The following is a 21,229-nucleotide window of genomic DNA, read 5'->3' on the forward strand; positions in this document are numbered from 1 at the left end:
GCAAACCGAACCGCTCGTGTGAGATAGGCAACCCTTGCCTCAGACGGCGCAGGTAAGCCTATACTCACCTCATGAGGTCCCACCGTCGCCGCGTCCCGCTGCAGCACGTGCTGCTCGCCGGCTGCGCCGACGACCTCGTGGTGCTGCAGTCGGCGCTGGCCCTGCTGCCCGCCGACGTGTACGGCCAGGTGGTCGTCGAGATCGATCCCGACGTCGACCTCCCCGTCCTCGAGACGCCCGCCCGTGTCACCGTCCACCGCGTCTGGCCTGGCACCGCCGACCGCGCCGTCGCCGCGTGGATCGCGGAGTGGATCCCCAGCGAGCCCGACGCCGCCCGCACCGTCGGGCTGTGGATCAGCGCCGGGTCGAGCGCCCGTAGCGTGCCGGTCGAGCTCGACGTCGTCGCCCAGACGATCTGAGCGGCGCCTTGAGCGGTGCCTGTCAGCGCAGGTGCAGCGCCATCCACGTGTCGTCCACGGGTGAGCCGTCGATGAGGAACTCGCCAACGAGCACCCCCTCGACGCCGAAGCCGCAGCGCTCGTAGAGCCGCTGCGCCGCCGGGTTCGTGCCCAGCACCCGCAGCGTCACCTTCGCGGCGCCCACGGCGCGCGCCCGCTCGACGGCCGCGCGCACCAGCAGCTCGCCGATCCCCCGGCCCTGGGCCGACGGGTCCACCGCCAGGCCGTCGATCGTGCGCACGTGCGCGTGCGTGGCCAGGCCGCCCGCCGGGTGGAGCGCCACGTAGCCGACGACCGCACCGTCCCGCTCGGCCACGAGGAAGCCGCCCGGACCGCCGTTGCGCTCGCCGAAGAACGTGTCGCGGGCCGGCGGCTCGCCCGGCGACCACCGCGGGCTCCACGTCGCGAGGTCGAGACCGAGCAGCGCGGCATCGTCGGCGAGCACCGCAGGACGGACGTGGGTCATGGGCCCGATCCTCGCACTGGCGCCGACTAGCCTGTCGGCGTGGACCGTCCCCGCCGACCTGCCGTCCGCAGGGTCGAGCCGTGACCCCGCTCGTCGCGTCGCTGCTGCCGGACGAGGTGGTGGTCCACGAGACGCGACGGTCCGGCACGACCGGTCAGGCGTGGGACCTCCTGGCCGAGGAGGAACGCCGTCAGGTGCCCGGCGCGGGGGAGCGGCGCCGGGACGACTGGGCCACCGGACGACTCCTCGCGCACGCAGCCCTGTCCGAGCTCGGCCGGGACGTGCCCGTCCTCCCGCGAGGCGACCAGGGCGAGCCGCTGTGGCCGACCCCCGTGGTCGGCAGCATCACGCACTGCGACGACTACGCGGCCTGCGCCGTGACGCAGGCCGGGGAGGTCCGGGGGCTCGGGATCGACGTCGAGCCGAGCCTGCCGCTGCCACCCGGCGTGCTCGAGGTGGTCGCCTCGCCGGCGGAACGTCGCCACCTGGCCGAACGAGCCGACCAGGACGGCTCCGTCCCCTGGGACCGACTGCTGTTCTGCGCCAAGGAGGCCTGCTACAAGGTCTGGTTCCCCCTGGAACGGCGGTGGTTGGGCTTCGAGGACGCGACCGTGCACCTCGACCTCGACGGCACCTTCGAGGTCACCCTCGACGCCGACCTCCGAACGTCGCTCCCGGCCCGTCTGCCGGGGTGCTGGGGCGCACGCGACGGTGTCGTGGCGGCGGCGATGCACTGGCGTCCTGCCGTCCACGGGCGGTGTTAGGGTCGTCACGACCGATGCATCCCGGGGGGGGACTTCGATGACCGGTTTCGACCAGGCCGCGTACGACCGCGACGGATTCGTGGTGCTCCAGGACCACCTCGCACCCGCCGAGGTGGACGTGCTCGTCACGGAGTTCGAGCACCTCGTCGCGACGCCGTCACCCGCGCTCATCCTCGAGTCGGACGGCACGACGGTGCGGGGTCACCACGGCGGCCACCTCGTCAGCGACGTCTTCGCCGACCTCGTCAGGCTCCCGCGGTTCCTGAGCCTGTCCGAGGACGTGCTCGGCGGCCCGGTCTACGTGCACCAGTTCAAGATCAACGCCAAGCGCGCGCTCGTCGGGGACCACTGGGAGTGGCACCAGGACTTCACCTTCTGGCACCTCGAGGACGGGATGCCCCGGCCCCGTGCCGTCAACTTCGCCCTCTTCCTGGACGACGTCACGGAGTTCAACGGACCACTGACGTTCGTGCCCGGGTCGCACCGCGGCGGGCAGGTCTCGACCGAGACGCGGGCCGGGACCTCGTGGACGGACACCCTGTCCTCGACGCTGCGCCACCAGATCACGCCGGCGACGCTCGAGGCCGCTCTCGCCGGCCGGGAGATGGTGGCACCGAAGGGGCCGCGCGGCACCGTGGTGATGTTCGACAGCCTCCTGCTGCACGCGTCGTCGTCGAACCTGTCGCCCTTCGACCGCCGGATGGTGGTGCTCACCTACAACAGCGTCGAGAACGCGCTGGCGACCGTCGAGGACCCCCGTCCGGAGTTCGTGGCCGCCCGCGACGTCGACCCGCTCGAGGCCGTCCCCGACCACGCGCTGGAGCGGCGCGTCGGATCGAGCCGATGAGCTGGTCCTCCGGAGGACCTCGATGACGACGATCCCCCTCACCCCTGGCCAGGAGGGGATCTGGATCCAGGACTCGCTGGGCCGGGGCGCGGCCTACCACGTGCCCTTCGCCTACGCGATCGGGCACGGCCTCGACCCCGACCGTCTGGTCCGTTCCGTGGAGACCGTCCTCGACGCCCACGTCGCGTTCCGGATGCGGGTGCGCAGCGAGGGGGGTCGTCCGTTCGGGTGGGCCTCGGAGCCCGGCACCGGGGCCCGGGTCGAGCGGCGCCGCGTCCACGCGCACGAGGTCGATCGTGTCCTCGACGAGCTGGCGGACCGGCCCTTCGACCTCGCCCACGACCTCCCCGTCCGAGCGCTGCTGCTCGAGGCGGAGGACCGCCACGTGCTCGCCGTCGTCGTGCACCATCTCGTCTTCGACGACTGGTCCATGGACCTCGTGCTCGAGGAGGTGGCCCGGTGCTACCGCGACGGGGCCTCCGCGGCGCCGCCCTCGGACGACGAGATCCTGCCCACCCACCTGCGCGCCTGGCAGGAGGAGCTCCAGGCACGTGGTCCGGGACGGGACGACCGGATCGCCCGACGCGCACGGGCCTTCGCGGACCCGCCGGCACGGCTCGACCTCCCGCGTCGCGACACGAGCGGGAGCGGTCCCGACGTCGGTGGCGCACACGCCACCTCCACGGTCGACCTCGCGACCAGCGCCGCGGTCCGCGACCTGGCCGCCGCCCACGCCTGCACGGAGTACGTCGTGCACCTCGCTGCCTGGGCGACGCTGGTCGCCTTCCACGGCCAGCACGACGACGTCGCCGTCGGCACCCCCCTCGCGCAGCGGTCCCGTCCCGGCGCGGGCGACCTCGTGGGCTACTTCCTCGACACCCTGGTGGTCCGCCCACACCTCCCGGGGCACCGGACGTTCGACGACGTCGTGGAGTCCACGCGGGACGCGTTCTTCGCCGCGCTCGAGGCCTCGACCGAGATGGCGTACGAGGAGGTGGCGCGCGCGGTCACGGGCCGCGAGCCGGACGGGCCGCTCTTCACGGTCTGGTTCGCCTGGCAGCCCCCCGGTGACGGTCTCGTGCTCGAGGACGTCGCGGACGTACGACGGATCGACCTGCCCACGCGGACGGCGAAGTTCGACCTCGCCCTCTTCGTCGAGCCGACGGACGAGGGCCTGCGCCTGCACCTCGAGCACCGCGCCGACGCCGTCGACACCGCCACGGCGGAGTCGCTGCTGCGACGCTACGGTCGCCTCCTGCGGGAGGTCACCGGGTCGCCCGGCACTCCCCTTGCCCAGATCGACCTCCTCGACGACGCCGAGGAGCGCCGCCTGCTCGACCTCGGCCGAGGTCCGGACGCCGGACGGGGCCCGGTCGCCCACCAGCTCGACGAGCCGATCCTGCGCTGGGCGCGCGCCCGGCCGGACGACCCGGCCGTCCTGCACGAGGGGCGGACGACCAGCTACGCCGAGCTCCTCGACCAGGCGTCCCGGTGGACCGCCGCCCTCGTCTCGCGCGGGGTCGCCGTCGGTGACGTCGTGGGGGTGTCCGTGCCCCGTTCGCCCGACATGGTCGCGGCGGTCCTCGGCGTCCTCGGCGCGGGCGCAGGCTACGTCGCACTCACGCTCGACCATCCCGCAGCGCGTCTGCGTCACGTCGTGACGGACTGCGCCGTCCGGGTGGCGCTCACCGGCGAGGACGTCGGAGTCCTTCCTGCGCTCGGCGTCGAGACCATCGACCGCCCAGCCCTCGACGAGGCGCCGCTCCCGGTACCCGAGGTCGCGAGGAGGCCCGCGGGAGAGGCCCTCGCCTACGTCACCTACACGTCCGGCTCGACCGGGCGACCGAAGGGCATCCGCATGACCCACCAGGCGGTGGGGAACCTGCTCGACTGGCAGGAGCGGACCTACCCCGGGATCGGGGCCGGCGACCGGACGCTGCAGTTCGCGTCGCTCGGCTTCGACGTGTCCGCGCAGGAGATCTTCGGGACGCTGCAGACCGGCGGCACGCTCGTGCTCATCAGCGAGGAGCAGCGCGACGCGGTCCACCAGACGATGCGTCTGGTGCAGGAGCACGAGGTCTCGAGGCTGTTCATGCCCGCTCCCGCACTCCTGGAGGCGACCGCTGGGGCCGTGGCGCAGGGTGTCGCACCCGCGAGCCTGCGGGTCGTCGTGTCCGGCTCCGAGCAGCTCGTGGTGACCGACGCCCTCCGCGCGTTCTTCCGGTCCGTGCCGGCGGCTCGCCTCCACAACGAGTACGGACCCAGCGAGACGCACGTCGCGACGATGTACGCCGCTGCGCAGGACCCGGACACGTGGCCGGCGTGGCTCCCGATCGGCGCTCCTGTCGGCGCCACGTGCGTGCACCTGCTGGACGACCACGGTCGACTGGTGCCCCCCGGTGCCGTCGGGGAGGTGTACCTGAGCGGCCCCGGCCTCGCGCAGGGATACGCGGGCATGCCGGTCGCCACGGCGCGCGCGTTCGTGCCCCACGCCCGCGGGACTGGACCGGGCGAGCGGGCCTACCAGACGGGTGACCTCGCGCGCTACACCGAGGACGGTGCACTGGAGTACCTCGGCCGCCGCGACTCCCAGGTCAAGATCCGCGGTTTCCGGATCGAGCTGGAGGAGGTCCGCACCGTGCTCGACGCCGCCGACGGAGTCGCCCAGGCGTACGTCACGACGCGTGGCGCGGGAGGTCACGCGGAGCTGCTCGGCTACTGGCGGCGGTCCGGCGAAGGTGCGACCACCGAGGAGGACCTGCGCCGCCACCTCGCGGACCACCTCCCCCCGGCGATGCTCCCCGCCAGGCTGTACGAGGTCGAGAGCTTCCCGCTCACCCCGAACGGCAAGATCGACGCGCGTGCCCTCGAGGACCGCTGGGCCCGCACCGACGTCGAGCGCGAGCCCGTCGCACCGGCCGACGATCCACTCGTGGCCGCCGTCGCCAGCAGTATCGCGAGCGTCCTGGAGAGGCCCGCCGTCGGCCCGACGAGCGACTTCTTCGACCTCGGCGGCAACTCGCTCCTGGCCAACCGCCTCGTGTGGACGCTCGCCGCCGACGGTGTCGCTGCGGTGACGCTTCGCGACGTGATGGACGGACGGACGGCCACCGCGATCGCCCACCGCGCCCGACCGGTCGAGGTCGAGACGACGCGAGCCGACACCGCGCAGGCGCACGAGCGACTCGACACCCTGATGAGAGACCTGGAGGACGTCTGACATGAGCACCGACGTGACACCGGAGGAGCACGCCGTCGTGGTCAACCACGAGGAGCAGTACTCCACGTGGCCCACGAGCCGACCTCTCCCTGTCGGCTGGCAGGCCGAGGGGTTCGTCGGCTCGAAGGAGGCGTGCCTCGACCATGTCGAGTCCGTCTGGACCGACATCCGGCCCGCGTCGGCCCGCTGATCGAGAGACGAGACCCCTCATGGTGGACCAGACCTCCGTCGTCGAGCACTTCGCCGCGGCCCTGCAGCGCGACCCCGACGCGGTCGCCGTCGACGGCGTCGACGGCCGGTTGAGCTTCGCCGACGTCGACCGTCGCGCCGAGCGGGTCCGGCACGAGCTGGAGGCGCTCGGCGTCACGCCCGGCGACCCGGTCTTCCACGTCGGCACGAGAGGTCCGCACTTCGCCGCGGCCCTGCTCGCCACCTGGCGGCTCGGGGCGGTCTGGCGGCCGCTCGAGCCCGACGCGGCCCCGGCGCGACACGCACGTGTGGTGGGCCGTGACCGCGGTGCCGTGGCCCTCGTGATGGGCGGGCCCGACGAGGACCGCGCCCGTGACCTCGGGCTCCGCCCCTTGCGGGTCGACCTCGCGGACCCTGCGGCGCAGGGGACCGCCGGCACCCGCTCCCCAGGAGCGACCGATGCGGCCTACGTGACCCTGACCTCGGGGACCACCGGCGAGCCGAAGGGAGTGGTCAGCTCGCACCAGGGTCTGGCGCGCCTGGCGACGCGACTGGCCACCCACCTGCGGCTCGTCCCGGACGACGGGGTGCTCCAGCTCCACCCGTCGTCCGTCGACATCTCGCTCGAGGAGGTCGTCACCACCTGGCGCGCCGGGTGCCGCAGCGTTCCCGTGCCCGACGACGTCCGCACCGACCTCGTCGGGCTCGACCGGCACCTGCGCGACCACCGGGTGACGGTCGTCGACCTGCCCACGTCCCTGTGGATCGTCTGGCTCGAGGCCATCGAACGGGGGGAGGTCCCCCGCCCGCCGACCCACCTGCGGGTGGTCGGCGTCGGGAGCGAGCCGGTGCCGCGCGACGCGATCGCGCGGTGGCTGCAGACCTGCGGGCCCGGCCCCGCCCTCTACAGCCTCTACGGCTCCACCGAGACCGGCATCACGACCCACGCGGCGGGCCCCCTCACGCTCCAGGACGACACCGAGGAAGGCACGCCGCTCGGTCACCCGCTTCCCGGGGTGGTGGGCTACGTGCTGGACGAGTCCCTGACGCCGGTGGCGGCAGGCGGGCGCGGCCAGCTGTACGTGCGAGCCGACGTCGCCGCGCTCGGCTACCGCCAGGCTCCTGCGGCGACGGCTGCGGCCTTCGTGCCCGACCCGTTCGCCGTCGAGCCCGGCGGGCGCATGTACGCCACGGGAGACTGCGTGAGCGAGACCGCCACCGGTGCCCTCGTCCACCACGGCCGGATCGACGCCACGCTCTCGGTCAACGGCTTCTCCGTCCGTCCCGAGGGCGTCGCCCGTGTGCTCGGCCAGGTCCACGGCATCGAGTCCGCCCGGGTGCACACGGTGCGCGAGGGCGGCGTCACGACGCTGGTCGCCGACCTCCAGCCCAGCCCGCCCGGTGACGACGACTGGAGGCCCGTCTACGAGGCGCTCTACGCCGACGACCGGACGTCCTACCCTCTCGGTCTCGACGCGACGTCGTGGCTCAGCGCCGTGGACGGCTCGCCCGTGCCGCTCGCGACGATGGAGGCGTGGCGCGACGCCGCCGTCGCGCGGGTGCTCGACCTGGAGCCCCGCCGGGTCCTGGAGCTGGGCTGCGGCACCGGGATGGTCCTGCACGGCATCGTGGACCACGTCGAGCGCTACGTCGGCATCGACTTCGTCCCGGACGTGGTGGAGACCCTCGAGACGCAGGTCCGGGAGCGTGGCGTCCGCGCCTCGGTCGAGCTCCACGTCGGCGACATCCGGTCGAGCCTGCCGATCAGGGACGAGACCTTCGACGTCGTCGTGCTCAACTCGGTCGTGCAGTACCTGCGCGGCGGGCGCGAGCTGCGCGCCGTGCTGGATCGCGCGGCCGCTGCCCTGGCGCCGGGGGGACACGTCGTGGTCGGCGACGTCCGCAACCTCGACCTCGACCCCGCCTACCGCGACTGGCTCGCCGCCCAACCAGGCTTCTCCCCGCAGGGCGCACGGTCGGGCGCGGAGATCGAGCTGCAGCTGGCACCGCGCTGGTTCCACGACCTCGCCGTGCTGGACGACAGGCCCGTACGGGTGGCGACGCGGAGCAAGGACGTCGACACCGTCGACGAGATGTCGCTGTTCCGCTACGACGCGGTGCTCGAGCTCGACGCCGACCCTCGTGCCACCCGCCCCGTCCGCGAGCTCGCCGCAGCGGACCTCACCGTGCATGATCTCCAGCAGCACGTGCAGCCCGGCGCCCCCATCGTGGCGCGTGCCCTGCCGCGGGGCGCGGGCGTCGCCACGCTACGGTCGCAGGCGCAGGCGCTCGGACTCTCGTGCGAGGCCGCGCCGCACCCGCTGTCGCCCGACCACCTCGACGTGGTGCTGTTCACGGAGCAGGACCGGGCGGAGGCCGAGGAGGCGCTGGCGACCGTGGCGCGCTCCTACGCGGCGCCCCGCACCGTCAACCAGCCGCAGGTCGACGACGACTCCACGCTCGTGCACCGCGCCGCGGAGCAGGCACGTGATGCCCTGGCGCCCCACGAGCGCCCCTCGGTCTACCGGGTCGTCCGGGACGGCACGCCGGTCGTCGTGCCTGTCTCGCTGCGCACCGAGTCGGCGACCGCCGAGACGGGTGCGGGCAGCACGCCGCTCGAGCGCGAGGTCGCGGCGGTGTGGTCCGAGGTGCTCGGTCAGCTGCCGGGCCCGGACGACAACTTCTTCGACCTGGGTGGCAACAGCCTGAACCTCGCCCGCGTCCTCGTGCGGCTGCGGTCGCAGTACTCCACCGACCTCGCGGCCGAGCAGTTCTTCGCCGCCCCGACCGTACGCGGCACCGCCGCCCTGCTCGGCGACGTGCGTCCATCGACCGGCGGGCCCGAGGACGCGCCGTCGGTCACCACCGGGGGCCGGGACGCGCCCGTCGCCCAGGGCCTCTCCGTCGGCCCCGCGTCCTTCGCGCAGGAGCGGCTGTGGCTGCTCGACCAGCTCGCCCCGGGCTCCCGGGCCTACCACTCACCCTTCGTGTTCGACGTCGACGGCGAGGTCGACGTCGACGTGCTGGAGCAGGCGGTCCGCGCCGTCGAGCAGACGCATCCCGCGCTCCGAACGGCACTGCGCATGGTCGACGGCACGCTGCAGCAGCAGGTGGTCGAGAGCGCAGCAGCCGAGAACCCCACGACGGTGACCCGGGTCGACGCGACCGTCGCGGACGACCGGTCCGGCCTGTCCGTCGGGGAGCAGGCGTTCGTCGACGTCCCGTTCGACCTCTCCTCCGGAGCGCTCCTGCGGGTGGGCGTCCTTCCCCGAGCCAGCGGCGGGACCCGGATCCTCTTCGTCCTGCACCACGTGGCCGTCGACGAGCTGTCCCTCGGCCGGCTGTTCGACGACGTCGCCTCGGCCTACACCGCCATCGCCCGCGGCACGACGCCCCGACTGCCCACGCCAACGGTCAGCTACCTCGACGCAGCGATCCACGAGCGGTCGTCCGGCCCGGCGCGGACGGCGGGGCGGACGTTCTGGCACGACCTCCTCGCGGGAGCGCCGACCGCGCTCGACCTCCCCGTCGACCGCACGACCGCAGTCCAGCGCAGCGGGCGCGGCGCACGCCGACCCGTCCCACTCGGGTCCGACGCTCTCCGCCGCGCGGAGGCGTCCGCGCGACGCGAGGGCCTGACGACCTACCAGTGGTGGTTCGCGTTGTTCTCGCTGTTCCTCGCACGTGAGTGCGGCGCAGACGACCTCGTCGTGGGAGCACCGAGCGCCAACCGGCCGCCCGGCACGGAGGACGTCGTCGGCTTCTTCGTCAACACGTTGCCCGTGCGCTGCCACCGACCGACGAACCCGACCGTCTCCGACCACCTGCGCAGCACCGCCCGCGAGCTGCTCGCCGCGCAGCAGCACGAGGACGTCCCGCTGCAGGAGGTGCTCAGGGACCTCGGCGTCGGTCGCAGCGCCGACACGAACCCCCTGTTCCAGACGATGGTCGTGCTGGAGCCGGCCGAGCCGCTGACCATGCGCCTCGACACCCTCGAGGCCGTGGCCTTCGACCTGCCGGAGTCGACGTCGACGATGGACCTCACCCTCGTCGTCCGGCCCACGCCGGGCGACCCACGCATCCACCTCGTGCACGACCTCGACGTGGTGTCCGAGGAGGAGGCGGAGCGCATGGCCACCACGTTCGCGCTCCTGGTGGACGCGGTGCTCAGCGATCCGGAACGACGTTGCCTCGACCCCGTCGACCTGCCCGACGACCTCGCCTCGGTGCTCGGGGGCGGCGATGGCGACGTCCCCTCCCGCACCGTGGCCGAGGCCTTCCTCGACGGTGCACGGGACCATCCTGAGGCGACGGCCGTGGTCTCGGGTGGCCGTTCCGTCACGTACGGCGCGCTGCGCGACCTCGTGGCCGACGTCGTCGGCCGGCTCCGCGAGGCCGGTGCCGTACCGCCACTGGTGCCTGTGGTCCTCCCGTCGTCGCCCGAGCTCGTCGCGGCGATGCTGGCGGTCAACACGGCGGGCTCGGCGTTCGTCCCGCTGGCGCCCGACTGGCCCGCCGCGCGACTCGAGCGGGCCCTGGAGAACATCGGCAGCCCGGTCGTCGTCGGGGACGAGGAGGTCCTGTCGGCTCTCGACGGCTCGCGGACCGTCGTCACCGTGCCTCGACACGCCCGCCCGACCCCGCCGTCCGGACTCGCGGCCTCGTTCGTCGGCGCGCTCGACGAGCCCATGTACGCGATGTTCACGTCCGGCACGACGGGCGAGCCGAAGGCGGTGAAGATCGCTCACCGGGGCGTCCTCAACCGGCTCGCGTGGATGAGTCAGGAGCTGGGTACCCGAGCAGCCCGACGCGTGCTGTGGACCACCGCCCCGCAGTACGACAGCATGGTCTGGGAGTCCCTGTGGCCGCTGACGCTCGGCGGCGCGACCGTCGTCGGCGACCCGACGCTGCAGGCGAGACCGGAGGCGTTCTGCCGCTCCGTGGCCGAGCACCAGGTCTCCACCATCGACCTCGTGCCCGGGGTCCTGCGCGGTCTGCTCGAGCACGCCGCGCACGACCCAGCGGCCGCGTCGATGCTGCGGGCGCTCGAGGTCGTGGTCGTGGGCGGCGAGGAGCTGACCCCAGGGGTCGCAGCCCTCCTCCCGCGGCTCGACCTCGGGGCGCGGTTCCTCAACCTCTACGGCCCCACGGAGGCCACCATCGGCTCCGTCGCCCATGAGCTCCACCCCTCCGAGCACGGCGACGTGCCGATCGGGCGACCGATCACGAACACCTCCGCGGCCGTCCTGGACGAGCACCTCCAGCCGGTCCCGCGGGGCGTGCGGGGCGAGCTCGTGCTGGGCGGCGCCTGCGTCGGGCTCGGGTACCACCGCGACGCCGCCCGCACACGAGCGCGCTACCTGGACCACCCGTCCCTGGGCCGTGTCTACCGCACGGGCGACCTCGCCCGCGTGCGCCGCGACGGGTCGCTCGCGTTCCTCGGACGCGATGACGACCAGCTGTCCATCAACGGTGTCCGCGTCGAGACCGCCGAGATCGTCCGCGCCCTGGAGGACCTCGACGGCGTGGCCGACGCGGGCGTCACGTCCGTGTCCCTGAAGAACGACGTCCTGCGCCGCCTGGGCACGCACCTCGCCGCCCGGTCCACCGACCCCGAGCTGCACGACCTGCTCGACTCGATCCTCGACCAGCTGGAGACCGACACGTGAACGACGACAGCACCGACAGGTCCCTGCGCGCGCGTCAGGTGCGCCGACGGCTGCGAGACGTCGAGATCACCCTCGAGTTCCTGCGGTCCTCCTACATCGGCGCGCCGCGCGGGGAACAGCGTCACTGGGTGACGAACCGCGCCGTCGACGAGCTCGTGGAGCAGCTGCACCACCTCGACCTCGTCGCCCCCGACTTCGTCGGCAGCGACACCCGACGCGCCATCAGCCCGGGTGCGTGGGAGAAGAGCGACGCCACCTACGTGGACGGCCAGCTGCTGATCGAGGACCAGCAGGTGATGCAGGACTGGGAGATCCCGCTCATGCGCCGGATGGCGGAGGTCGTGACCGCCTCGCACGGTGACGTGCTGGAGATCGGCTTCGGCCTGGGGCTCTCGGCGGGCTTCATCGAGGACTGCGGCGTGCGGTCCCACACCATCGTCGAGCTCAACGACCGCGTGGCCGAGGTGGCCCGCGACTGGGCGGCCACGCGCCCCCACGCGGACATCGAGGTGGTGTCGGGCCACTGGCAGGAGCAGGTGCCTCGGCTCGGCCTCTACGACGGGGTCTTCTGGGACGCCTTCCCGACGAGCGAGCAGGAGTTCGACGAGTTCGTCCTGCGCGACTCCACCGTGGCGGAGGCGTTCTTCCCGGCCGCAGCCAGTCGGTTGCGTCCGGGTGGCGTCTTCACCTACTACACCAACGAGCGCGACTCACTCAGCCGGCGACACCAGCGCAGCCTCCTGCGCTACTTCTCCTCCTTCGCCGTCGAGGTCGTGGACGGACTGGCTCCGCCACCGGACTGCGAGTACTGGTGGACCGACTCCATGTGCGTCGTCACGGCGGTGAAGTGATGGGGGTCTCGATCGAGCAGTTCGTCGAGCGCCTCGGCGAGCTCGAGCCCGGACGGACCTTCCGCGCGTGGGAGCTGCTGACCGGGGAGCGTGTGCCGACCGTGCCCGTGGCCTACGTGGTCCCCGCACCTTCGGCAGATCTCGACGCCCTCGAGGTCCGACGACAGCTGCTCTCCACGCTGCCGCGCTCGAGCGTACCGGCGCACGTCGCGATCCTGCCCGAGGTGCCCCGCGACGCGCAGGGCAAACGTGACCGGGCCGCGCTGGCCCGCCTCGTCGATGCACAGGTGAGCGCGCCCCCGCCGCCCCCGCCGGCGACGACCTCCGTCGACCCTCTCGACCAGCTCGTCCGAGCGGTGTGGTCGGCGCACCTGCCGGGCACCGCGGCCACCGACGACGTCGACTTCTTCCGCTCCGGCGGCGACTCGCTCACCGCGATCCGCGTGGTGAGCGCGTTGAACGAGGCGCTCGGCAGCTCCATCGCGCTGGTCACGCTGTTCCGCTTCCCGCGCACGGACCTCTTCACGACGCACCTGAGGACGGAGCCGACGGCCACCGGCCTCGCGCCGGAGGTCCTCCTGGCACGCGCCGCCGACACCGCCCCGCCGACGAGCGAGGTCTAGTCGATGGCGCTGCACGAGCAGTTCGAGTCGCTCCCGGCGGCCCGTCGCGCGACGTTCGTGGAGCGGGCGCTCGACGACCCCGTCACACGCGCCGCGATCACGCCGTCCGCGGTGCAGGAGCGGATGATCGTGATGTCGTCCTGGAGCGGTGGTGCGGCGGCCTACAACCTGTCGACCGCCACCCGGTTCGACGGTCCGCTCGACGTGGTGGCCCTGCACGAGGCGTACCGACGGCTGCAGCTCCGGCACGAGCAGCTCACCCGGCGCTTCGTGCACCACGAGGGCATGCTGCTCGCCCTGCCGGGCGAGCCCCGGGAGGCCCGGCCGGTCCTCGACGTGGCGATCCCCGCCGAGGACCGGCCCGACGATGCACGCCGTCGGGCCCGCGCCGCCGCCGCGACCCCCTTCGAGGTGCTCGGCGCACCGCTGACCAGGCTCCAGGTGGTGCGCTACGACGCCACCGACCACCTCGTCCTCCTCGACGTCCACCACGCCGTGGCGGACGGTCGGTCGCTCGAGATCATCGACCGCGACCTGGCCCGCTGCTACGACGACGCGCGCCGCCGGCTCGACAGCGTCTGGCCGGCACCGGCAGGACGCTACGCCGACTACGTCCTCGGGGAGCAGCAGGCCGAGCGGGACCAAGGCACCGAGCAAGCCTTGCGCCGCGTCCTCGACCGGCTCGCGGGCGCACCGGCGCTCCTGGACCTCCCCACCGACCGGCCCCGTCCGTCGACGCAGGACTTCGCGGGGGCCACCGTCGTGCGCGAGCTCGACCCTCGGACCAGCGCGGCACTCCTGCGACTGGCCCAGGCGGCGAGGACGACGCTCTTCTCCGTCGGGCTCGCGCTGTTCGCCGACGCGATCCGCCACACGAGCGGTCAGGACGACCTCGTCGTCGGCGTCCCGGTGCTCGGACGCCCCTCGCTGGGGCTCGACGACGTGGTCGGCATGTTCGTCAACACCGTCCCGGTCCGCCTCGACCTCACCGGGACGACCGTCCCCCGTGCCGTCGCCCGGCGCGTCCACGACGCCTGGGTCGACGCGGTGGAGGACCAGCTGGTGCCACTCGACGCCGTCGTCGACGCGGTCGGGGCCGATCGTGACGCGAGCCGACCCCCCGTCTTCCAGGTGACCTTCGCCCTCGCCGAGGACACCGGGGAGCGGGCTGCGTGGCCGGACCTCGTGGCCGAGCCGGTCGAGGTCGACGGCGGGAGCGCGAAGTTCGACCTCGCGCTCACCCTGCACCGGCGGGGCGACCGCCTGCGTCTGGAGCTCGAGCACGCCACCTCCGTCGTCGACCGCGCCTCGGCCGATCGTGTGCTCGACCTGGTCCAGCTGCTCGCCGACGCCGCCACGCAGGACCCCGACGACGACGTCCGCGGCCGCTTCCGCCACCTCCCGGGAGCACTGCCCCAGACCCCCGCCTGGGACACCGAGCGAGTCGACGTCGAGCTGCCGGCCGCGGACCACGTGTGGGACCTGGTGCGCGCCGCGGCACGCCGCACCCCGGAGACCGTGGCCGTGCGCACGGCCACGACCTCGCTCACCTACGCCGGGCTCGTCGGACGCGCTGGGGTGCTGGCCCGCCGCCTGCACGCCGAGGGCGTGGCCCCCGGTTCGCGCGTCGGCGTGATGCTGGCGCGCTCCGAGGAGCTCGTCCCGGCGCTGCTCGCGGTCTGGGCCCACGGCTCCTCCTACGTGCCCCTCGACCCGACCTACCCGACCGAGCGGCTCGCCTTCATGCTGCGCGACGCGGGATGCCGGGCCCTGCTCGTCGACGACGCCGTCCCCGAGCCCCTCGGCGAGGTGTGCGACCCGATCGACGTGCGCAACGCAGTCGGACCGACGACGGACGACCTCCCCGTCACCCAGGTCACGGCCGAGCACGAGGCCTACCTGCTCTACACCTCCGGGTCGACCGGCACGCCGAAGGGCGTGTCGATCCCGCATCGCGCCGTGCTGGCGATGGTCCGAGGGTCGCTGCAGGTCTTCGGCACCGCGCCGCTGCGTCGCTCCCTCGCCGCGACCTCGATCTCCTTCGACGTCTCCACCGTCGAGCTGTACCCGACCCTGTCGACAGGTGGCACGGTGCACCTCGTCGACTCCCTGCTCGACGGCCCCCGCGAGGTCCCGGCGTCGACGTTCACCGCCGGTGTCCCCACGCTCCTGTCGGCCGCGCTCGACATCGGGTCGCTCGACGTCTCCGGCATGGTCGTGGCGGCAGGTGGCGAACCCCTGCCACGCAGCCTGGTCGAGCGCCTGACGGCCGCCGGCGCGCAGCGGGTGGTCAACATCTACGGGCCCTCCGAGGACTGCACCTACTCGACCGCAGCCGTCGTGGCCGCCGGCGAGGCGCCACCGATCGGATGGGCCGTTCCCGGCGGGCGGGCGTACGTCCTCGACCGCGACGGCTACGTGGTGCCTCCCGGCGCGGTCGGCGAGGTCCACCTGGCCGGCGCCGGGCTCGCCGACGGGTACGCGAGCCGCCCACGGCTGACCGCCGAGCGGTTCGTGCCCGACCCCGTCGGGGACGAGCCGGGCGGACGCTGCTACCGCACCGGCGACCTGGCGCGGCTACGGCCGGACGGTGCACTCGTCTACCTGGGACGCTCCGACCGCCAGGTCAAGGTCAACGGGCTGAGGATCGAGCTCGGCGAGGTGGAGGCTGCGCTGCTCGCCTCACCGGGCGTCACCTCCGCCGTCGCGCTGGTGCAACGGGACGCTCGGTCGGCGCGCCTCGCCGCTGCCGTCACGGGGGACGTCGGACTCGACCCGCGGGCGTTGCGTCGCGACCTGGCCCGACGGCTCCCCCGAGCGCTCGTCCCCGCCGTCGTCGTGCCCGTCGACTCGCTCCCGCGTCTGGCGAACGGCAAGACGGACGTCACGGCCGTGCGCGACCTCCTGCCGGCGTTCGGGACCTCGGTCCGGACGACCTCCGAGCCGCCGCCGACGGCGGTCGGCACGCAGCGTGAGGACGACGACGCGGAGCGACTCGTGCGCGAGTGCTGGATCGAGCTGCTCGGGTCCAGTCACGGAGGGGACTTCTTCGCCGAGGGCGGGACGTCGCTCACGGCCCTGCGCCTGGCACTGCGACTGACCGACCGCTCCGGCACGCGCGTGACCCTCGCAGACGTCTTCACCGGGCGCACGGTCGAGGCGCTCGCCGTCCACGTCCGGGCCCGACCGAGGCCGGCCTCGGGGCCGGCGATCCGCACGGTGCCTTCCCAGGACCCCGTCGTCCTGTCACCCGCCCAGCAGTCCCTCTGGTGGGTCGAGGCGGCCCAGGACGTCGGCGCCGCCTACGTCATACCCCTGGCCTGGCAGCTCGAGGGGCCGCTCGACGAGCACGCGCTCGCGGCGGCCGTCGAGGCCCTGCAGTGGCGCCATCCGCTGCTGCGGCACCGGATCGACCCCGCCGCCATGCCGCCGGCCACCCGACCCGGGCCACCGACCCCGCTGCGGCGGGGCGAGCCGCTCGGCCCGAGCGACCTGCAGGAGCGGTTCCGGTCCTTCGCCGACGCACCGCTCGACGTGCACGGCGGACAGCCGCTGTTCGTCGCGGAGCTGTGGCCACGCGACACCAGGAACAACGCTCTCGCGCTGAAGGTCCACCACCTCGTCGCCGACGGCTGGTCCCTCGGCGTGGTGGCCGAGGACCTCGCCGAGCTCTACGCCCGGTGCCGCAGGGACGCCGTCGCGGTGCTCGCGGACGTCCGCCGGCACGAAGGACACTCCGTGACCACCAGGTCCTGGGACCCGACCGAGCTCGCCGACCTCGTGCGACGTCGTGCCGACGCCCTCGATGGCGCGCCGACCGTGCTGCACGTCGGATCGCTCGATCGCCCCGCCCGCCGTGCCTTCGTGGGCCGTGCCAGCGAGCACGACCTCGGCGTCGACGCGGCGCGGGCCCTGACGACGCTGGCCCGTCGTGCCGACAGCACCGTCTTCGTCGTCGGCTCCCTGGTCCAGGCCCTCACGCTCATGTCCCTCACGGGTGAACGCGACCTCCTCCTCGGCACGCCGGCCAACGGGCGCGACGACCCCAGCCTGGAGCGCGTCGTCGGCATGTTCGTCGAGACCGCCGTCCTGCGCGTCCACGCAGCGGACGACCCGGCGATCATCGACCTCGCCCTGGCACACGCCCGCCAGGTGCTCGACGTGACGAGCGCGCCGGTGCCGCTGGCCTCGCTCGTCGACGCCGCGGCGCCGGAACGTCGACCGGGCACCAACCCGCTCGTGCAGGTGCTGTTCGCGCACGACCACGGCGCGGGTACCCCGCTGACGCTCGACGGTCTCCGGGTCACCCCCGTCACGGCACCTCAGGACACGTCCAAGTTCGACCTCTTCGTCACGCTGGACACCAGTGACGACGGCGCACGCCTCGTCGTCGAGCGTGCCGCGGACGCCCTCACGGACGAGGACGTCGCGCAGCTCGTCGACACCTACCGTCGGGTCCTCCTCGCAGCCGCGCTCGACCCCCACGCGACCGTCTCGACGACGCTCGCCACAGCAGGACAGGACGCATGAGCGACTACCGCAAGATCTGGACCGGCAACGCCTCGTCGAACCTCGCCGACGGCGTCACGTTCGTGGCCCTGCCGCTGCTCGCCGTGACCCTCACCCAGGATCCCCTCGAGATCTCGGCGCTGTCGGTCGCCTACACCGTCCCCCGGCTGCTCTCGGTGCTGGGGATCGGTGTCCTCGTGGACCGCGTCGACCGGCGTCGCCTGCTCCAGGCAGCGAGCTTCTCGCGAGGCGTGCTCTTCGCGGCCCTCACGATGCTCGTCGTGAGCGGCCACGTCTCGATGGTCGCGCTCTACGTCGTCTACGCGCTGATGGGTGTCGTCGAGACGCTCGCCGACAGCGCCGCCGTCGCCATCCTTCCGCAGGCCGTTCCGGCAGCGGGTCTGGACCGCGCCAACTCCCAGATCACCGGGACCCAGGTCGTCATCGACGAGTTCGTCGGGCCGCCGCTCGGCGGATTCCTCTTCGGGCTCGCCGCCTTCGCGCCGTCGCTGCTGAACACCGTCGCGTTCACCCTGGCAGGCCTGGCCTACCTGAGCCTGCGCGGGCACTACACCCTCCCGCCCCCGCAGGAGCACCGCAGGTTCACGCAGCAGATCTCCGACGGCACCCGGTGGGCGTGGCGCCACGAGCTGGTGAGGACCCTCGTCATCGTCGGCGGCCTCGCCTGCGTCGGGTACATGATCCCGTTCTCCTACCTCGTGCTGTACGCGAAGGAGGTGCTCGGGCTCGGTCCGGAGGGCTACGGGCTCCTGCTGTCGGTCTCGGCCGTCGGCGGACTCCTCGGCAGCCTGGTGGCGGCGCCGTTGAGACGTCGCCTGGGCTACTGCACCACGACCGTCGGGGCGTTGCTCGTCGGCGCCGCGTCCTTCGCCGTCATCGCTGTCGTCGACCAGGTCTGGGTCGTCGGCCTCGCGCTCGCCACCTACATCGCGCACTCCGTCGTCTGGAACGTCATGGCGGTGACGGTGCGCCAGAAGATCACACCGACCGACATGATGGGCCGGGTCGGGGCAGTGGGACGCTTCGTCGGCATCGCCGGTCTCGCTGCGGGTGCCGCCCTGGGCGGGCTCCTCGCCCGCTACCTCGGGTACACCGCGCCGTTCGCGGTGGCGGCCGGGTTCTTCGTCCTCGGCGCCGTCCTGGTGGCCGGCGCTCGGAGGAGCTTCGCCGTGGTCGAGGACCCGCAGGAGTCCTGACCGGCCCGCGCCGGGGCATCGGCTCAGGCCGTCGGCCGCGCGGCCTCCGCGACGTCGAGCAGCCGCGTGCTCTCCACGAACACCCGCGCCGGGACGGCGACCCCGAGCTCACGCAGGCGACCGATCGCCTCCACGACGAGCAGCGACGATCCTCCCGCCTCGAAGAAGTCGTCGTCGAGGCCGACGTCGGCTCGTCCGAGCACGTCACGCACGACCGTCAGGACCGTCTCCTGCACCTCGGTGTCCACCGCTGCCCCCGATCTCTCCAGCGTCGCGCACCGCGACCTGGTGCGTCATCGGTCGATCGTGATGCCGCGAGCGGCGTCCACGACGACGACCTCACCGTACGGCAGCAGCCACGCGGGCTGGTAGTGCCCCAGGTCGCCACCGACCATGACCGGTCCGTCCACCCGCGGCCCACCCTCCCGAAGCCGCGCGCCGATCTGCGTGGTCCAGTCCTCGAACGGGAGCGAGGGGTTGTCCGCCACCAGCAGCGCCGCCACCGGCACGCCCTCCAGCAGCGGCCACAACCGGTCCAGCACCTCCTCGGCGTACTCGGGCCCGTCGTCGACCACGTCGAGCCAGAGCACCGAGCCGGTCACGTCGAGCAGACCCGCCTCGAGCAGGTCGGCGAGGATGCCCGCCTCCGCGCCGAGCAGGCGACCGGCACTCCTGCCGTGCTGCAGCCAGACGTCCGTGCCGGCGCGTCCCCCCGACCACCGGTGGACCTCACCCGCGTAGCTGGCCGGCACGGAGTTCTGCGTGCGCACGGGTGAGCTCTCCAGCCGCAGCGGCCCCGACCCCAGCAGCACGTCCTCGACGGATCGCGACGTCTCCGGCGGGACGTCGGACTCCCCGAACTGCGTCACGAAGGAGGCGCCGGTGAACGACGTCAGCCCGGCCCGTGAGTAGAGGAAGGCGTTGAGGAAGGTGTTGTCGCTGCGTCCGACGAACGCCGTCGGGTGGCTGCGCAGCAGGTCGGCGTCGAGGTGGGGCAGCAGCTCGTGGCTGGCCAGGCCGCCGACGGCACTCATCACGACGCTGACGTCCGGGTCGAGGAACGCGCCGTGCAGGTCCTCCGCGCGCTGGGCAGCCGTCCCCGCCGACCGGCCGTCGTCGGAGATCTCGAACGCGTTCGGCGCGAAGTCGCACCGCAGACCCATGGCGGCCAGACGCGCCACGGGCACGTCCACGACACCGCGGGAGTAGGCCAGCGACGGCAACGACGGGCTCACCACGCGGACCAGGTCGCCGCGACGAGGTCGTGGCGGTCGGACGATCTCATCGACCACGGAGCGACCCTTCTGCCAGGACGCGCCCACCTGACGCCCCCGAGTGTGGAGTGGACTCGACTACCTTAGATCGCGGAGGCGTCTCCTCCTCGCCGCGTGCGCACCGGGACGCCACGACGATCGGGGGATCATGAACGACCACGTCCGCGAGCACACCACGATGGAGCGCGCGAGCATCGAGCGGATCGAGCTGTCGGAGCAGGAGCGACACCAGGTCGCGATGCTCGCGACCGAGCTGGCTCCCGCCTTCGTCGGGGGGCAGTCGCCCCTGCCGACGCGCCTGCTCGGCGAGGCTGCAGGCCGGCTGCCGGCCCGGCTGGTCGCCGAGGTCGCGCAGGTGCGCGAGCGTCGCCTCCCCCACGCCTGCGTCGTCTCCGGTGCGCCGCTGCTCGCGGAGCGTCTCGAGCCCACGCCGCAGCACTGGCGCGAGGCCCAGACGGCGGGCTCCGTCGTCCACGCGTGCGTGCTGCTGCTCGTCGCCGACCTCCTCGGCGAGTCGTTCGGCTGGGCCTCGCAGCAGGACGGTCGCGTCGTCACCGACGTGGTGCCCTCACCGGGGCAGGAGGACTCGCTCGTGAGCTCGTCGAGCCGCGCCGAGCTGGCCTGGCACACCGAGGACGCCTACTTCGAGCAGCGCGCGGACTTCGTCGGCCTCTTCTGCCTGCGCGCGGCGACCGGCGGCGCCACCACGGTGTCCTTCCTCGACCCCGCGCAGCTGTCGGCGGACGTCGTCGAGGTGCTCCAGCAGCCACGTTTCCTGCTGCGGCCCGACGACGCCCACGACGTCCACCCGGACGACCTGGCGCGCACCTGGCTGGTCGACCCGTCCGACGCACGCAGGATCCGCGTCGACCGCGACTTCACCGACGCCGTCGCCGACGACCCGGAGGCGGCCCGCGCGCTCGACGACCTCGTCGAGGTCCTCGACGCCAACCTCCAGGACCTCCCCCTCGCCCCCGGCGACATCGCCTTCGTCGACAACGCGGTCGCGGTGCACGGTCGGCGCTCGTTCACGCCGCGCTTCGACGGGACGGACCGCTGGCTCAAGCGCGTCAACGTGAGGACGAGAGCGTGACGTGCCGTCGCCCTGCGTCCGTCCCCGGCGCGGAACATCGGGCCGGGCT

Annotated in this window: 14 protein-coding genes; 11 read left to right on the forward strand and 3 right to left on the reverse strand. The window is 73.4% G+C overall.

Annotation, left to right across the window (positions count from 1 at the left end; genetic code table 11):
* The first annotated feature begins 71 nt into the window (after positions 1 to 71).
* Positions 72 to 419, forward strand: coding sequence for a hypothetical protein (locus NH339_RS04875; RefSeq protein WP_067861036.1), 348 nt, complete (start codon positions 72 to 74; stop codon positions 417 to 419).
* A 22-nt stretch (positions 420 to 441) separates the two neighbouring features.
* Here the strand turns inward: NH339_RS04875 and NH339_RS04880 are convergent, their stop codons facing one another.
* Entirely contained in the window at positions 442 to 924 is a 483-nt protein-coding gene (locus NH339_RS04880; protein ID WP_253023092.1) for a GNAT family N-acetyltransferase, read from the reverse strand.
* 80 nt (positions 925 to 1,004) lie between these two features.
* Here NH339_RS04880 and NH339_RS04885 point away from each other — a divergent pair, with 80 nt between their 5' ends.
* The 9 genes from NH339_RS04885 to NH339_RS04930 are packed head-to-tail and all read left to right on the forward strand — an operon-like array spanning position 1,005 to position 18,813.
* The gene (locus NH339_RS04885) at positions 1,005 to 1,688 is read left to right on the forward strand and encodes a 4'-phosphopantetheinyl transferase superfamily protein (RefSeq protein ID WP_253023093.1); all 684 of its coding nucleotides are present in this window, start codon (positions 1,005 to 1,007) and stop codon (positions 1,686 to 1,688) included.
* 37 nt (positions 1,689 to 1,725) lie between these two features.
* The gene (locus NH339_RS04890; protein WP_253023094.1) at positions 1,726 to 2,535 is read left to right on the forward strand and encodes a phytanoyl-CoA dioxygenase family protein; all 810 of its coding nucleotides are present in this window, start codon (positions 1,726 to 1,728) and stop codon (positions 2,533 to 2,535) included.
* A gap of 22 nt (positions 2,536 to 2,557) precedes the next feature.
* Entirely contained in the window at positions 2,558 to 5,755 is a 3,198-nt protein-coding gene (locus NH339_RS18670) for an amino acid adenylation domain-containing protein (protein WP_305883268.1), read from the forward strand.
* 1 nt (position 5,756) lies between these two features.
* Positions 5,757 to 5,945, forward strand: coding sequence for an MbtH family NRPS accessory protein (locus NH339_RS04905; protein WP_253023096.1), 189 nt, complete (start codon positions 5,757 to 5,759; stop codon positions 5,943 to 5,945).
* Positions 5,946 to 5,964: 19 nt separating this feature from the next.
* Positions 5,965 to 11,613, forward strand: a complete 5,649-nt coding sequence (locus NH339_RS04910) for a non-ribosomal peptide synthetase (RefSeq protein ID WP_253023098.1) — start codon at positions 5,965 to 5,967, stop codon at positions 11,611 to 11,613.
* Positions 11,610 to 12,464, forward strand: coding sequence for a class I SAM-dependent methyltransferase (locus tag NH339_RS04915; RefSeq protein ID WP_253023100.1), 855 nt, complete (start codon positions 11,610 to 11,612; stop codon positions 12,462 to 12,464). The genes NH339_RS04910 and NH339_RS04915 overlap by 4 nt, the downstream gene beginning before the upstream one ends.
* A complete protein-coding gene (locus NH339_RS04920; protein ID WP_253023102.1) occupies positions 12,464 to 13,087 on the forward strand; it encodes a phosphopantetheine-binding protein in 624 nt (207 codons plus the stop codon). The genes NH339_RS04915 and NH339_RS04920 overlap by 1 nt, the downstream gene beginning before the upstream one ends.
* A 3-nt stretch (positions 13,088 to 13,090) precedes the next feature.
* On the forward strand, positions 13,091 to 17,617 hold the full coding sequence (locus NH339_RS04925; RefSeq protein ID WP_253023103.1) for a non-ribosomal peptide synthetase: 4,527 nt from the start codon (positions 13,091 to 13,093) through the stop codon (positions 17,615 to 17,617).
* A complete protein-coding gene (locus NH339_RS04930; RefSeq protein ID WP_253023104.1) occupies positions 17,614 to 18,813 on the forward strand; it encodes an MFS transporter in 1,200 nt (399 codons plus the stop codon). The genes NH339_RS04925 and NH339_RS04930 overlap by 4 nt, the downstream gene beginning before the upstream one ends.
* Positions 18,814 to 18,836: 23 nt before the next feature.
* Here NH339_RS04930 and NH339_RS04935 read toward each other — a convergent pair whose 3' ends face one another.
* Both NH339_RS04935 and NH339_RS04940 read right to left on the reverse strand, forming a co-directional pair.
* Entirely contained in the window at positions 18,837 to 19,061 is a 225-nt protein-coding gene (locus NH339_RS04935) for a phosphopantetheine-binding protein (RefSeq protein WP_253023105.1), read from the reverse strand.
* A gap of 45 nt (positions 19,062 to 19,106) precedes the next feature.
* On the reverse strand, positions 19,107 to 20,105 hold the full coding sequence (locus tag NH339_RS04940; RefSeq protein WP_253023110.1) for an LD-carboxypeptidase: 999 nt from the start codon (positions 20,103 to 20,105) through the stop codon (positions 19,107 to 19,109).
* A 130-nt stretch (positions 20,106 to 20,235) separates the two neighbouring features.
* On the opposite strand from NH339_RS04940, the gene NH339_RS04945 reads away from it, so the two are divergent.
* Positions 20,236 to 21,180: a TauD/TfdA family dioxygenase gene (locus NH339_RS04945; RefSeq protein ID WP_253023121.1), complete on the forward strand. Its 945-nt coding sequence runs from the start codon at positions 20,236 to 20,238 to the stop codon at positions 21,178 to 21,180.
* Positions 21,181 to 21,229 lie beyond the last annotated feature (49 nt).

Source organism: Aeromicrobium sp. CnD17-E, from assembly GCF_024124745.1.
GTDB lineage: Bacteria > Actinomycetota > Actinomycetes > Propionibacteriales > Nocardioidaceae > Aeromicrobium.

What these genes read in the sequence shown, in the direction of transcription:
- NH339_RS04875 (WP_067861036.1), top strand. Translation starts at nt 72, where the DNA reads ATGAGGTCCCACCGTCGCCGCGTCCCGCTGCAGCACGTGCTGCTCGCC.
- NH339_RS04880 (WP_253023092.1), bottom strand. Translation starts at nt 924, where the DNA reads ATGACCCACGTCCGTCCTGCGGTGCTCGCCGACGATGCCGCGCTGCTC.
- NH339_RS04890 (WP_253023094.1), top strand. Translation starts at nt 1,726, where the DNA reads ATGACCGGTTTCGACCAGGCCGCGTACGACCGCGACGGATTCGTGGTG.
- NH339_RS18670 (WP_305883268.1), top strand. Translation starts at nt 2,558, where the DNA reads ATGACGACGATCCCCCTCACCCCTGGCCAGGAGGGGATCTGGATCCAG.
- NH339_RS04905 (WP_253023096.1), top strand. Translation starts at nt 5,757, where the DNA reads ATGAGCACCGACGTGACACCGGAGGAGCACGCCGTCGTGGTCAACCAC.
- NH339_RS04910 (WP_253023098.1), top strand. Translation starts at nt 5,965, where the DNA reads ATGGTGGACCAGACCTCCGTCGTCGAGCACTTCGCCGCGGCCCTGCAG.
- NH339_RS04920 (WP_253023102.1), top strand. Translation starts at nt 12,464, where the DNA reads ATGGGGGTCTCGATCGAGCAGTTCGTCGAGCGCCTCGGCGAGCTCGAG.
- NH339_RS04925 (WP_253023103.1), top strand. Translation starts at nt 13,091, where the DNA reads ATGGCGCTGCACGAGCAGTTCGAGTCGCTCCCGGCGGCCCGTCGCGCG.
- NH339_RS04930 (WP_253023104.1), top strand. Translation starts at nt 17,614, where the DNA reads ATGAGCGACTACCGCAAGATCTGGACCGGCAACGCCTCGTCGAACCTC.
- NH339_RS04945 (WP_253023121.1), top strand. Translation starts at nt 20,236, where the DNA reads ATGAACGACCACGTCCGCGAGCACACCACGATGGAGCGCGCGAGCATC.